The 12,684-nt window shown below is 53.6% G+C and carries 13 protein-coding genes and 1 pseudogene; 4 read left to right on the top strand and 10 right to left on the bottom strand.

Going from position 1 to position 12,684, the window contains the following annotated elements; all coding sequences use genetic code 11:
• The first annotated feature begins 13 nt into the window (after window positions 1-13).
• The 3 genes from AN477_RS04360 to AN477_RS04350 all read left to right on the top strand — a co-directional run bounded on the left by AN477_RS04360 (window position 14) and on the right by AN477_RS04350 (window position 3,617).
• Window positions 14-952 carry a carbohydrate ABC transporter permease gene (locus AN477_RS04360; protein ID WP_054967958.1) on the top strand — a complete coding sequence of 313 codons (939 nt, stop codon included), beginning with the start codon at window positions 14-16 and terminating at the stop codon, window positions 950-952.
• Window positions 949-1,779: a carbohydrate ABC transporter permease gene (locus AN477_RS04355; protein WP_054967957.1), complete on the top strand. Its 831-nt coding sequence runs from the start codon at window positions 949-951 to the stop codon at window positions 1,777-1,779. The genes AN477_RS04360 and AN477_RS04355 overlap by 4 nt, the downstream gene beginning before the upstream one ends.
• A gap of 212 nt (window positions 1,780-1,991) precedes the next feature.
• The gene (locus AN477_RS04350) at window positions 1,992-3,617 is read left to right on the top strand and encodes a glycoside hydrolase family 13 protein (protein ID WP_054967987.1); all 1,626 of its coding nucleotides are present in this window, start codon (window positions 1,992-1,994) and stop codon (window positions 3,615-3,617) included.
• A 769-nt stretch (window positions 3,618-4,386) separates the two neighbouring features.
• Here the strand turns inward: AN477_RS04350 and AN477_RS24275 are convergent.
• From AN477_RS24275 to AN477_RS04340, 3 genes are all read right to left on the bottom strand, one after another.
• The gene (locus AN477_RS24275) at window positions 4,387-4,530 is read right to left on the bottom strand and encodes a hypothetical protein (protein WP_157061813.1); all 144 of its coding nucleotides are present in this window, start codon (window positions 4,528-4,530) and stop codon (window positions 4,387-4,389) included.
• 94 nt (window positions 4,531-4,624) lie between these two features.
• Window positions 4,625-4,972, bottom strand: coding sequence for a CHY zinc finger protein (locus AN477_RS04345; protein WP_054967956.1), 348 nt, complete (start codon window positions 4,970-4,972; stop codon window positions 4,625-4,627).
• Between the two features lie 41 nt (window positions 4,973-5,013).
• Window positions 5,014-5,304: a 4a-hydroxytetrahydrobiopterin dehydratase gene (locus AN477_RS04340; protein WP_054967955.1), complete on the bottom strand. Its 291-nt coding sequence runs from the start codon at window positions 5,302-5,304 to the stop codon at window positions 5,014-5,016.
• A 173-nt stretch (window positions 5,305-5,477) separates the two neighbouring features.
• Here AN477_RS04340 and AN477_RS04335 point away from each other — a divergent pair, with 173 nt between their 5' ends.
• Window positions 5,478-6,251, top strand: coding sequence for a MerR family transcriptional regulator (locus tag AN477_RS04335; protein WP_054967954.1), 774 nt, complete (start codon window positions 5,478-5,480; stop codon window positions 6,249-6,251).
• Between the two features lie 287 nt (window positions 6,252-6,538).
• On the opposite strand, the gene AN477_RS24270 is transcribed toward AN477_RS04335, so the two are convergent.
• The 7 genes and pseudogenes from AN477_RS24270 to AN477_RS04305 all read right to left on the bottom strand — a co-directional run bounded on the left by AN477_RS24270 (window position 6,539) and on the right by AN477_RS04305 (window position 12,612).
• The gene (locus AN477_RS24270; RefSeq protein ID WP_157061812.1) at window positions 6,539-6,706 is read right to left on the bottom strand and encodes a hypothetical protein; all 168 of its coding nucleotides are present in this window, start codon (window positions 6,704-6,706) and stop codon (window positions 6,539-6,541) included.
• Window positions 6,707-6,892: 186 nt separating this feature from the next.
• Complete coding sequence (tsaD, locus tag AN477_RS04330) at window positions 6,893-7,927, bottom strand: tRNA (adenosine(37)-N6)-threonylcarbamoyltransferase complex transferase subunit TsaD (RefSeq protein WP_083485946.1); 1,035 nt, start codon at window positions 7,925-7,927, stop codon at window positions 6,893-6,895.
• A 102-nt stretch (window positions 7,928-8,029) separates the two neighbouring features.
• Window positions 8,030-8,530, bottom strand: coding sequence for a ribosomal protein S18-alanine N-acetyltransferase (gene rimI / locus AN477_RS04325; RefSeq protein WP_083485945.1), 501 nt, complete (start codon window positions 8,528-8,530; stop codon window positions 8,030-8,032).
• Window positions 8,517-9,284: a tRNA (adenosine(37)-N6)-threonylcarbamoyltransferase complex dimerization subunit type 1 TsaB gene (tsaB, locus tag AN477_RS04320; protein ID WP_054967952.1), complete on the bottom strand. Its 768-nt coding sequence runs from the start codon at window positions 9,282-9,284 to the stop codon at window positions 8,517-8,519. Before tsaB ends, rimI begins: the two co-directional genes overlap by 14 nt.
• 386 nt (window positions 9,285-9,670) lie before the next feature.
• Window positions 9,671-9,910 (bottom strand): annotated as a pseudogene (tsaE, locus tag AN477_RS25815) (tRNA (adenosine(37)-N6)-threonylcarbamoyltransferase complex ATPase subunit type 1 TsaE); the annotation flags it as partial.
• A 24-nt stretch (window positions 9,911-9,934) separates the two neighbouring features.
• Window positions 9,935-10,927: a thiamine-phosphate kinase gene (gene thiL, locus AN477_RS04310; RefSeq protein WP_054967950.1), complete on the bottom strand. Its 993-nt coding sequence runs from the start codon at window positions 10,925-10,927 to the stop codon at window positions 9,935-9,937.
• Window positions 10,924-12,612 (bottom strand): amidohydrolase, encoded by a 1,689-nt coding sequence (locus AN477_RS04305; RefSeq protein ID WP_245631713.1) that lies wholly within the window; start codon window positions 12,610-12,612, stop codon window positions 10,924-10,926. The genes thiL and AN477_RS04305 overlap by 4 nt, the downstream gene beginning before the upstream one ends.
• Window positions 12,613-12,684 lie beyond the last annotated feature (72 nt).

Below are 12,684 nucleotides of genomic sequence, written 5' to 3'. Positions count from 1 at the left end.
AGGTGAGGCATTGATGGAAGCACAAGTGCCAAGTTTACCGCCAGTACAGGCAAGAAAGTCCCTACAAGCATCGGATCGACGGTCTGGGTACGGACTTTTGTCCCCTGCCATCCTTGTGATTGCAGTCGTCACGCTGTTTCCTATCGTGTACTCCGTGTTTATGAGCTTGAATGACATTCAATTGACGACAAGCGGCTATAAGATGTCATTTATCGGCTTGAAAAACTATGGAGTTCTTGTAAACAGCGGGGTGTTCTGGCACAGCGTATGGTTCACTGTTTATTACGCCATCGTGACCGTCATCGTTGAGCTTGTACTTGGCATGCTGATTGCACTCGCCATTCAAAATGTACAACGGTTGCAGGGCGTGTCTATTGTCGTGATGCTGATTCCCTGGTCGCTCATCACGGTGATTTCGGCTCAAATGTGGGGTTACATATACAACGGTGTGTACGGGGTTTTAAACTACATCGTAACCTCCCTGCATATTGTGAGCCAGCCTGTCACATGGCTTGGCACACCAGTCAGCGCCGTGATCTCGATGATGGTGGCAGACATTTGGAAGACAACCCCCTTTGTTGTCATCATCCTAGTCAGTGGACTGCAGATGATTCCGAAGGACTACTACGAAGCTGCCTATATTGATGGAGCAAACAAATGGGAAGTTTTTTGGAATATCACCTTCCCCCTTCTTCGCGGCAGTATCTCGTTGGCGGCACTCTTTCGCATCTTACAGGCATTCGGCGTGTTCGACCTGCCGTTTGTCCTTACCAATGGCGGACCAGGAAACTCTACTGAGTCACTGGCTATGCTTGGCGAAACGTCCCTGTTTCAAAACCTGCACTTTGGCATCGGAGCATCGATCGCTGTCAGTACAGTCATCCTCGTGCTCGCCGTCTGCCTGATTTTCCTTTCAGCATTTCGAAGCATGGTGGAGGGGGATGCAGCATGATCCAATCTCGAACACAGCGCGTCATCGGCTGGGTGGTTCTGATTCTGTTTCTAATCATCATCTTACTGCCGTTTTACTGGATGTTTATCACGTCCTTCAAGCCAAATATGGATATTGGGGCCTACCCGCCTTCGTTGTTCCCACGACACTGGACTTTTGCGCATTACACCAATGCATTTGTCAAATTTGGGTTTGCCAAGTATATCATCAACAGCGTTATCGTGGCCGTCATCACGACATTTCTGGTTTTGGCTTTGGCCAGTATGGCTGGATTTTCGATTGCTCGGCTGCCGATACGTGCGAAAACTCCAACCCTGATTGGACTGCTTATCATCTCTGTGTTCCCGCCGATAGCGGTGATTACCCCGCTCTATATGATTTTGCGACAGATTGGTTGGTTAAACAGTTATCAGGCGTTGATAGTGCCATATACTGCATTTAATCTTCCGTTTGCAATTTGGATCTTGAGGAATTACTTTTTACAGGTGCCGGGTGCGCTGCTCGAAGCCGCAAAAATCGATGGTGCGACGATTTTTCAAACCTTCTACCGTATCTTCTTGCCGCTGACAACACCGGGTCTGTTCACCGCTGCCGTCTTTACTTTTGTGGCTGCCTGGACAGAATTTTTTATGGCACTTGTCTTCAACTCGTCCGATAACATGCGGACGATTCCGGTTGGTATCGCCCTCTTCAGCGGCCAGTTCAACATCCCGTACGGAGATATCTTTGCGGGTTCCATCGTATCCATCGTGCCGATTGTCATCTTGGTGATCATATTCCGGAGATGGATTGTCGCAGGTCTTACAGCTGGTGCTGTCAAGGGCTGAGGCCTCCAGGTATAATTACTGATTGTTGGATACCGGCAAGCTAAACACTGCACACGGTATGGACATCGAGGAGGAACGTCATCTTGCAGTCAAACGATAGCTCAAATCAACAGAAAAAAGCCGAGCGTGCAAGCGCAGGGGCCAGCGTGATTGATCTCGATCGCAAGTGGTGGAAAGAAGCCGTTGTCTACCAAATTTATCCGCGCAGCTTCATGGATTCGAACGGTGACGGCATCGGAGATCTGAAAGGCATCACATCACGGCTCGACTATTTGAAGGAACTCGGCGTCGATGTCGTCTGGTTAAGCCCGATTTACGAGTCGCCAAACGACGATAACGGTTATGACATCAGCAACTACCGTGACGTCATGCGAGAGTTTGGCACCATGGAAGATTTTGATGAAATGCTCTCAGAAATGCACAAACGCGGCATAAAGTTGGTCATGGACTTGGTCGTAAATCACTCATCTGATGAGCATCCCTGGTTTATCGAGTCCCGGAAATCAAAAGAAAACCCGTTTCGCGATTACTACATATGGCGCCCCGGCAAAGACGGAAGCGAGCCAAACAACTGGGTGTCATTTTTCAGCGGATCGGCATGGAAATATGACGAAGCGACGGATGAATACTTCTTGCACCTGTTCAGCAGCAAACAACCTGATTTGAACTGGGAAAACCCCAAGGTGCGCAACGAAGTCTACGATCTGATGACGTTCTGGCTCGACAAGGGCATCGACGGATTTCGCATGGACGTCATCAACTGCATCTCAAAAGTAGAGGGTCTGCCTGATGCAACACCGGCACCGGGCGAGAAATACGCTTGGGGCGGAGAGTTCTTTACCAACGGCCCGAAAGTCCACGAATACATCCAGGAGATGAACGAGCGGGTTCTGTCCAAGTACGACATCATGACTGTCGGAGAAACTGGCGGAGTGACGCCACAGGATGCACAGCTTTACGCTGGGTATAACCGAGATGAGCTGAACATGGTGTTTCAGTTTGAACATACAGATGTCGATTCCGGTCCTGGCGGAAAGTGGGACTTGGCACCTTGGAAACTGAGCGATCTCAAAGTCATCATGAGCCGCTGGCAAGATGAACTGTACGGAAAAGCATGGAACAGCCTGTATCTGAACAACCACGACCAACCCCGCTCAGTCTCGCGGTTTGGCGACGATAAAAACTACCGGGTTGAGTCTGCAAAGATGCTGGCCACATTCCTGCATTTACAACAAGGCACACCGTACATCTATCAGGGCGAAGAGCTCGGCATGACGAATGTTGCGTTCCCAAGCATCGAGGACTACCGAGATGTGGAGATTCACAATCTGTGGCGGGAACGGATCGTCGAAGGCAGCGGTGATGCCGACAAGCTCCTCCATGCCATCCACGTCAAGGGAAGGGACAACGCCCGTACGCCGATGCAATGGGATGCGAGTGCAAATGCAGGGTTCACAAAGGGTACACCATGGATTGGAATGAACCCGAATTACGTGGACATCAACGCAAAAGCAGCGCTTGAAGACCCGAACTCCGTGTTCCACTATTATCAGAAGCTTGTAGACCTGCGCCATAACCATCTGATTATGGTCTACGGGAAGTACGACCTGATTCTCCGTGACCACCCGCAGATCTACGCCTACACTCGCACACTTGGCGAAGAAGTATGGCTGGTGATTTGCAATTTCTACGGTGATGAGGCTGAGTTCACTCTGCCAACAGGTCTCCCCGAGACTGCAGTCGAGCTGATTGTGTCGAACTACGAAGCACGTGAAAGCCTGGATGTTCGACGTCTCAGCCTCCGACCATACGAGGCCCTCGTGTACAAGTTGTCGTAAGCGGCTAGGCGCGTCACTAAGGCAGGTATAGGCAGGGACCGGCGGGTCGGCGGACCGTCACTCAGGCAGGGACCGTCACTGAGGTGGGGGGCCGGCGGTTCGCACTACGGCAGGTGCCGGTGTCAAATCGGCACGGTACAAAGACCCCATGATTGGATTTACAGCCGCTTAGCTCTGGGAACCCGCCCAGTTAAGCGGCTGTCAGCCGCTTAATACCCTTCCGTCCAACCGATTAAGTCGCTGTGAGCGACTTAATACCCTTCCGTCCGATCCGTTAAGTCGGTGCCAGCGACTTAAAGTGACATTTTCGGTGACTTAAGTGGCTGTCAGCGACTTACCACTGCTTGGTTGGTGCGGTCACGCCTGGTTAAGTCGCTGCGAGCCTCTTAATGCCCGACGGTCCGATCCGTTAAGCCGGTGCCAGCGACTTAAAGTGATATTTTCGGCGATTTAAGTGGCTGTCAGCGACTTACCGCGGCCTGGTTGGTGCGAGGACGCCTGGCTAAGTCGCTGCGAGCCTCTTAATGCCCGGCGCCTAAGGGAAAAGTTGTTCCTTAATGGGGTTTTTCAACTAAAATCTGCCGAACAACGAACAAATTGTTCGCTGTTCGGCTCCGCGACCCCAAATCAAGATGAAAATCAGGCAACAAGGGAAGATTTGTTCGTTGGTGACCGAGCTACGATTCAAATCAGAGCGATAAGGGAAATTTTGTTCGTTCGTTCTGAAAGGATAAACCGTTTTTGTCCCTTATTGACACAATAGCGGAAGTTATGGCCGTTCCCCTGCTCCTGCCTGCTCCTGCCTGCTCCTGCCTGCTCCTGCCTGCTCCTGCCTGCTCCTGCCTGCTCCTGCCTGCTCCTGCCTGCTCCTGCCTGCTCCTGCCTGCTCCTGCCTGCTCCATGCGGCCTTCATGCTGTCGCCCCAACCTCAGGATCGAAACCTGACCAATCCCGTAACTCTAACCCGTAACTCTAACCCGTAACTCTAACCCGTGGCTGTTACAAATTTACGCTTCCGAAGGGACGTCAAAGTACGAGTGATAGTGAAAACTGCACCGAGGATTGAACGGTGCATGGCACTCCGGACAGCGTGAGTCAGATCTGAGATATTCCTCAATCGTAAGCTCACGTCCACAATGTCCACAAAGCACCGCCTTCTCGCCGAATTCCGCCGGCTTCCATGTCTTTGCATCGTGATCGCGCAAAGCGTCATGACATTCTCTGCAAGGGTAATACGTATCACAACATGCGAACTTGATCGCGATGATGTCCACGTCTGCAGCGTAATGCTCGCAACGCGTCTCAGGGTCCACTTGAAGCCCTTTTACCTTTACCCCATGTACAATTCTCTCCATCGTCTTCCTCCACTGGATTAAGTCTAGTTCAGAGACCATATCTAGGACTGATATAATGCATCGAACGCCCTTGCTTCCTCGAAGTCTTCTTCTGTCAGTCCGCCTGCATGCCAAGTGGTTAACTTCAGCGTAACGTGTTTGAAGTCGATCTGAATGAACGGATGATGCTTTCTCTCCTCGGCAATCTCCGCAACGCTGTTTGTGAACTGGATCGCCTCAGGAAATGAAGAAAACGAAAACCTCCGTGAGATGACCTTTCCATCAATTTTCCATTCCGGCAGAGCTGCTAGGCGCGCGGCAATATCGGCATCCGAAAGTTTTAAATCAGCCATTTCCTATCCACTCCCGTCGTCACCATTATTAACATCAGCATACACCAGCCCGTTCAATCCCGCTTCTGAATGTCGTGATATTCATGTCTTGACCTTGACGGTGCGTAAAGGTTTAGAGTGAAAGACATCAGGAAACCAGTTGGCATACGACGATGAATCATGCGTTGGGGGTGATGACAGCGGAATATACCATTCAACAACTCACTAGAATGGCCGGAGTCAGTGCACGGACGCTGAGGTATTATGACGAGATCGGGCTGTTGAAACCGGCTCGCGTAAGTTCGTCGAGATACCGAATCTACAGTTCACAGGAAATCGAAAAGCTGCAACAAATCCTGTTATACCGGGAACTTGGCGTGGAACTCGATACCATCCGCCAGATTCTTGATTCACCAAATTTTGATGCGCTGACTGCACTCAAAGAGCACCTGAAGCGACTCCAAGAGAAGCAAGTGCAACTGAATACCTTGATTCAAAATGTGGAAAAAACGATTGCCAGTGAGGAAGGACGAGTGACGATGCAGGACAAGGAGAAGTTCGAGGGATTTAAGCGCAATCTCGTGCAACAGAACGAAGAACTCTATGGAGATGAAATTCGGGCCCAATACGGCGATAAAGCGGTGGATGAATCCAACCAGCGTTTGCTGGAGATGAGCCCCAAGACATTCGAGGGCATGGCGACGTTGGAAGATCGTATACGAAGCACGTTGCAAACGGCTGTACAGTCAGGCGATCCCGCTGGAGAAACAGCACAACGACTGGCGCACCTTCACCATCAGTGGCTGATTCATTACTGGAGCGATTACAGCAAGGAGGCACACGCGAGACTCGCACAAATGTACGTTGACGATGATCGCTTCCGTAAACACTACGACGACATCGTTCCCGGCGGTGCAGTGTTTCTTCGCGATGCTATCGCTGTCTATACTGGAGTGGCTGCGAGCTGACGGCAACGTTCCCAGCCGGGGACGGCCCCTTTATAGCACAGGATCCGTTCCAATCCACTACCAATCTACTTCAGCCCGTATCGATCCGTTCCAATCCACTACCAATTCACTTCAGCCCGCATCGATCCGTTCCAAATCTGCCCCCTAGCGACAGGCTCCGAATCCGACAGCTTCTCCCTGTCACAAATAGAGGGTTGCAGAGGCCCATGTTCAAGTTGGCTTCTGGCAACCCTGTTCTGTTCAATCAAGTCATTTGTTCAAGTCATTTGTTCAAGTCATTCGTCCGTTTACTCAGCTTGATGAAGGCGAAGCCACTTCATGACATTGCCGACATGCCGAGCAATGAACAATCCGCTGCTAAAGGTGGCGAGCGCCCAAACGACCAATACGGACACCATCATCGACGCTGCGAGTTCCAGGCAAAAGCGTCCTATCCGCAACAAGTCAAGTCCCACGCCCGTCATACCTCCCAAATTATCATTCGGATCCGGATTGGGACCCTTTCCTTAACTATCTATAAAGATTATAAACTAGATCGGTCTGCTATGGTTATGAACCTATTATATCGACCATACAGAAAAACGAAAGTGACAGTTTTGATGGAGATTGACGGATTTTGTAAGAAAAGTAGGTTCCCTATATCAGGCACGGCGGGGAAAACGACCAGCTTGCCAATCTGCGAGGGAAAGTGTCGCGTAGGCGTCGAGGGACAAATCGTGCGTAAGTCCTCTCTCTAATGCCTTAGTACCCGCAGCAGCAATCATCGCTGCGTTGTCTGTACATAAAGACAGCGGCGGAAAATGGACCTTAAAACTATCTTGTTTGGCGCGCTCTTGCAAGGCTTTGCGCAGCCCCTGATTGGCAGCTACACCTCCAGCGACGACAAGTTGGTTCGATCCGGTTTGTTTCATCGCTCGCGCCGCCTTTTCCACCAACACTTCAACCACTGCTTGTTGAAAGCTTGCACAAAGGTCGGCAACAGGGACCTCGTCACCCTTCTGGCGCCGTTGATTGATCTCATTTAACACAGAAGTTTTTAATCCACTGAACGAGAAGTCGTAGTTGTCTTCGTCTATCAACGATCGCGGGAAACTGAAAGCCACCGGATTCCCCTTGGCAGCCATCTCATCTACCTTTGGCCCGCCCGGATACGCCAGTCCAACCATGCGGGCAACTTTGTCGTAGGCCTCACCCGCTGCGTCGTCCTTCGTACCGCCAAGCCTGGTGAACACAAACTGCTCGTCCACTGACAAGATCTCAGTATGGCCGCCAGATACCACCAGCGCCAAAAACGGCAGATCTACAGCGTTGTCGATCAGCGCTGCGGCAACATGCCCAGCAATATGGTGCACGGGAATCAGAGGCAATCCCGTCGCGAGCGCGTACCCTTTGGCGGCTGACACCCCAACAAGTAAGGCGCCAAGCAGACCTGGCCCGCACGTCACGGCTATCCCGTCAAGGTCTGACCACGTGATGCCAGACTCCACAAGTGTCTGTTCCACCACCTGTGTAATCGTCTCAACATGCACTCGTGAGGCCATCTCCGGTACGACTCCGCCGAATTTTGTATGAATATCGATCTGTGAAGCAATCGTTTGGCCGAGTATAATGCGACCGTTCTCGACAACGGCAGCGGCTGTCTCATCACAGCTTGTCTCTATACCAAGGATCCGCAATTCCGTCGTCTCCTCCAATTTGATATATTCGTCTATTCGATTGAGTCTTCGTTCCATGGCCCAACATAGGCATCCAACAGAACCATCAGGCATGCAATCCGCTCAATCTATCTCTGATGATGCCCATTCCCCTGGGAGTTCAGCCCACATGATGAGTGCATCCTCGTTGTTGTCTGTATAATAGCCGCGGCGTTTCCCAACGCCCACAAAGCCCAGTTTGGTGTACAGGTTCTGAGCAGTCGTATTTGTCACGCGCACCTCAAGCGTGATCCGCTGCAGACCCTGTGAAGCGCAGTAATCCATCAATGTGCGCATTAGGAATTCGCCGAGATGACGCCCTTGAAAATCCGGATCAACCGCGACATTCGTGACATGTCCTTCATCGACAACCAGCCATACCCCGGCGTAACCGACCACGCGATGTTCGTATTCGAGGACAAGGTAGTGTGCAAGTCGATTGTCAACCAGTTCTGTGACAAAGGCCTGCCGTGACCAAGGAGCAGTAAAGCAACGATGTTCGACTTGCAGGACTTGATCAATGTCCTGGAGCATCATCCGTCGCAGGGTCATGTTCTCAAAGTTGAACGCCTCAGCTGGTACCATCAACCGTTCCCCTCTCGCTTTGCTTGACCTCAGCTTCCACGCGTAACGCATACTCTGGAACAAGCGCATGGATATCCTCCCCGTTTCGCGGTGTGCAACCAAAATCCTGCCGCGTTGCGATACGTTGCATGGCAGCTCCGAGATTTCCTGCCACGCTAGCCAGCGGAAGCACTGCGTTCACAAAAGTCCGACCATCTTCCAGGGACTTGGCGGCGGCAGCATCGGATCGACCGCTGAAGTCATGAACAACCACACAATATGAGTCCGGTACATTCGCTCGGTATTCGTGAAGCCGCTCCATCCAATCTGCGACCTGCAAAACCTGAGCTTCGTCGGTACAGGTCCATTGTACGCCAGTTTTCTTATAAATGGCGCCAAAAGCCCGTTCCCGACGCGCGTAGACAAGCGGCATGACATAGGTTGACTGGAGAGTCTCCCCGGGACAGGCAGCTTCGGCGAGAGCAGCAAGTGTCGGGATGGGGATGACCGGGATGTTGAGAGCCAATGCCATCGCCTTAACCGTAGCAACAGCGAGACGTACGCCCGTGTACGATCCCGGTCCAACTCCAACCGCAATCTCGGTTAAGTCGCGTGCGGTAAGACCCGCCTTTTCGAGAAGTTGCTGCAACATGGGTTGCAGCAATCGGGAATGAGCGCGTGGGATGAGCGATACCGCAGAGACCAGCACCTGTTCTCCGTCTCCGAGTCCAACGGCAAGCGCCTGGGTTGAGGTATCCATCGTCAGAACAGCCATTGCTTCACCCACTCATCGAGTCTTTTCCAGCTGCGTTCTCCGGTTGCCTTGCACTGAAATTCACGCTCATCGATACGAGGCAAGGGCTGCTGCACAATGTGAATGTGCAAGGCATCGTCCACCTCATGCACTAAGTCGCCTGGCCACTCGACAAGCACTGCGTAGTCTCCGTAGAGATAATCCTCCACCCCGATGGACGCGAAATCTGTGCCGCCGCTCGAGCCCACGCCACCGCCCGAGCCCAGACTGCTCCCCGAGGCCACGCCACCGCCCGAGGCCACACTGCTCCCCGAGCCAACACTGCCGCCGGAACCCGTGCCATCGACGGACGCACCCGTGTCTCCAGTGCCGTCCCCATTCGCCGCGGTGGCTCCTTGCTCTGGTAACAGGCGGTACAGGTCCATATGGGCAAGCGGTACTCGCCCTTCGTATTCGGTCACAAGCGTGAACGTCGGGCTCGTCACATCCTCCCGGATACCCAAGCCGAGTGCGACACCTTTTGCGAACGTTGTCTTGCCCGCACCGAGATCGCCGGTGAGAAAGATGACGTCCCCCGCCTTCATTAAAGCCCCGAGTTGGCGGCCGAGGCGCTGTGTTTCAGCAGCTGATCGCGTTGTGAAGGCCATTTCATTGACCACCTGGCATCCTCCTTATCCGGGAAAGTGATTGTAACCTTTGGCTGTGATGACATCGAGCGTTCCGTCCGGAAACTCTGCCACAACGCCGTCTCCCTGCATCACTCGGCCAATCTGTGTCACCTGTATCTGCATACTCTCAGCACGGGCCAAAATTCGTGCAAACGCAAACGGTGAGGCAGTTCCGACCAGTTGATAATCTTCTCCGCCATACCAGGCGTAGTCGAGCGGGTCTTTCCCCTGGAGCCTGCCTAGATTCCGCGCAGCAACGTGCACCGGAATCCGGGCCGTCTCAATTCGCAGTCGGACGCCGCTCGCACTGGCGATCTCGTTCAGCTCACTCGCCAGCCCGTCACTGATGTCGTCGCAGCTTGAGGCCCCTTCGAGGCTTAAAATCTGCCCTGCCGTCACCTGGGGCTTCGGCCGCTGATGGCGTTCTTTTAAAACAGCACCATCAGCAGGGTCGATGAGCAGTTTCGGGTGCAGCAAAAAGTCGAGTCCGGCTCCAGACGATCCGATCTGCCCCGTCACAAACACCACATCTCCCGGCTTGGCACCGCTTCTGAGCAGCGGCGGACGTGATGTTGCACCGAGGACAGTGGTGTTGACAAACAATGGCCCGTCCGTACGAACGACATCCCCGCCTACCACAGCGCAATCGAAATAGCTGCAGATGTCACAGACTCCGTCGTACAGCGCCTCGAGAAACACAGGTTCAAGGTCCGACGGGATCCCGAGAGCCACGAGGACTTGCCGCGGTTCTCCACCCATCGCAGCGATGTCGCTGATAGATGCGGCGACTGCCTTGTACCCAATGTCGAAGGGGGCCATCGTCTCCGGCAAGAAGTGCGCTCCGCCGACCATCGTGTCGGTACTTACCAGCACCTGTTCACCAGGCTCTATCGACAACACAGCGGCATCGTCCGTCGGGCCGACAACCACGTGACGGCCCGTTGTCGGAACTCTGGATGTTAAATTGCGAATGAGTCCAAATTCATCGAGTTTCATCCGACACTCTCTTTCGCGATGCCGCCCGGGTGAGCGTAGGCGATCTCGCCGCCAACCACAGTGTAGAGCACCTCAGCCTTCAGCATATCGTCCGGGTGAGCGGGGTTCACAATGTCCTGACTGAGAATGGTCAAGTCTGCAGGCCGCGACACCTCAATGGTGCCATACTGCCCTTCCTGTCCTGCTGCATAGGCTGCCTTGCTCGTAAACAGCATGACGGCGTCTCTGGCACTGAGGCACTCCTTCGCTCCGTAGACGGGCCCATCTGAAAAAGGGCGCCTTCTCGTGTGTGCCGCGTGGATTCCAAGTAAAGGAGCAACCGGCTCAATGGGGGCATCCGACCCTCCGGCGATGTGAATACCTGCCTCTTGCATCATCCGCCAGGCACAGGCAAAGTCCACACGGTGAGGACCTACCCTGTCCGCTAACCAAGGGAAGTCACTGACTGTGAACCGAGGTTGGACGTCGACAGCGAGACGGTCTCCGAACGCCTGCATGACAGGGATTAAGTCCGGGCGAATCACTTCTGCGTGAATCAACCGATCTCGCTGTGCCACCCGCGGTGCTGCCGCCATTGCCCGCAAGGTCAGGTCTACCGCAGCGTCCCCAATCGCGTGAACGGCGGCACCGAAGCCCTTTTCATGCGCTGCTCGAACGCGCTCCATGAGTTCCTGTGGTGCATACATCGCACTGCCCGACCACCCAGACTGATCGCTGTACGGTTCAGAAAACCAGGCAGTTCGGCTCCCCAGTGCGCCGTCCGAGAACAATTTCGCAGCCCCGCGGGTGAACCACTCGTCTTCAAATGGATACTGACTGAGGACTGCTAACGCCTCATCCATGCTGGCCCAGTTCACCAATTCATGAACGCGAAGTCGAATCCCCTCATCATGAATCAAGGTGTGGTAGACGCTTGCCACCGCATCAAAACTGCCGAGGCTGCGCACATCGTCTGTGTGCACGCCCGTAATGCCTTGTTTCAAAGCGGTCTCCATCCCGACGCGAACGAGCCTCTTCCAGGCGTCTCTCGATTTCTCCGGGGGTGCTTTCAGGATGGGACGAGAGGCATTTTCGAATACCTGCCCGTTCAGACGCCCGTCGTCATCGCGTCCGTAATAACCATCATCCGGATCCGGTGACTCAAGCGTCAACTGCGCCGCTCGCAGCGCAGCCTGATTGACCAGGTATGCGTGGTGACAGACACGGGTCAGTAACAGCGGTCGCCCGCCAGCTGCCTCATCGAGTTCTGCCAGGGTCGGCAGTCCTTTAACCGCAAAGCGGTTGTCATCCCATCCTCCACCGATGACCCAGCTGTCCACAGGTGTACGGGAGGAGAAATCCCTCACTCTGGCGAGCAGTTCATCCCGCGAAGCAACGCCTGTCAGGTCAAGTTCTGCCGTATGCTCGCCAAGGGCTGCCACATGCAGATGACTGTCAATGAGGCCGGGGATGACCGTCGCCCCCTCGACATCCACAATACGGTCTGCCATGGCACCGAGTTGCAGTCTCAGGTCTGCCGCGTCCCCAACAGCAACAATTTTGCCGTTGTCAATAGCAAGAGCGTTGAATCTATCAAACCCGGTTCGGCCCTGTGGGTCCAACCCGCTTTGTACCGAGCTCGTGGACCCGCTTTGCAGTGCTCTATGATAATCTTGCAACCGATAGCCGTTTGCACCCACAATCATCCACACAGGCGCGTTCCTCCTGTCAAAATATCAGTTAGTCCTATGATAGCAGGAGACGACCTTTTTCAGAAA

The organism is Paenalicyclobacillus ferrooxydans (assembly GCF_001399675.1).
In the GTDB taxonomy this organism is placed as follows: domain Bacteria; phylum Bacillota; class Bacilli; order Alicyclobacillales; family Alicyclobacillaceae; genus Alicyclobacillus_B; species Alicyclobacillus_B ferrooxydans.
Note: the sequence above shows the minus strand (reverse complement) of the source record. Positions and strands in the feature narration are given on the sequence as shown.

Coding starts and splice junctions, on each gene's coding strand:
- AN477_RS04340 (WP_054967955.1), bottom strand. CDS start 5,304: ATGGCTGATTTAAAACTTTCGGATGCCGATATTGCCGCGCGCCTAGCA.
- AN477_RS04350 (WP_054967987.1), top strand. CDS start 1,992: ATGGATTCGAACGGTGACGGCATCGGAGATCTGAAAGGCATCACATCA.
- thiL (WP_054967950.1), bottom strand. CDS start 10,927: ATGAAACTCGATGAATTTGGACTCATTCGCAATTTAACATCCAGAGTT.
- rimI (WP_083485945.1), bottom strand. CDS start 8,530: ATGGTACCAGCTGAGGCGTTCAACTTTGAGAACATGACCCTGCGACGG.
- AN477_RS24275 (WP_157061813.1), bottom strand. CDS start 4,530: ATGAAGGCCGCATGGAGCAGGCAGGAGCAGGCAGGAGCAGGCAGGAGC.
- tsaB (WP_054967952.1), bottom strand. CDS start 9,284: ATGGCTGTTCTGACGATGGATACCTCAACCCAGGCGCTTGCCGTTGGA.
- AN477_RS04305 (WP_245631713.1), bottom strand. CDS start 12,612: ATGATTGTGGGTGCAAACGGCTATCGGTTGCAAGATTATCATAGAGCA.
- AN477_RS04335 (WP_054967954.1), top strand. CDS start 5,478: ATGACAGCGGAATATACCATTCAACAACTCACTAGAATGGCCGGAGTC.
- AN477_RS04345 (WP_054967956.1), bottom strand. CDS start 4,972: ATGGAGAGAATTGTACATGGGGTAAAGGTAAAAGGGCTTCAAGTGGAC.
- AN477_RS04355 (WP_054967957.1), top strand. CDS start 949: ATGATCCAATCTCGAACACAGCGCGTCATCGGCTGGGTGGTTCTGATT.
- AN477_RS04360 (WP_054967958.1), top strand. CDS start 14: ATGGAAGCACAAGTGCCAAGTTTACCGCCAGTACAGGCAAGAAAGTCC.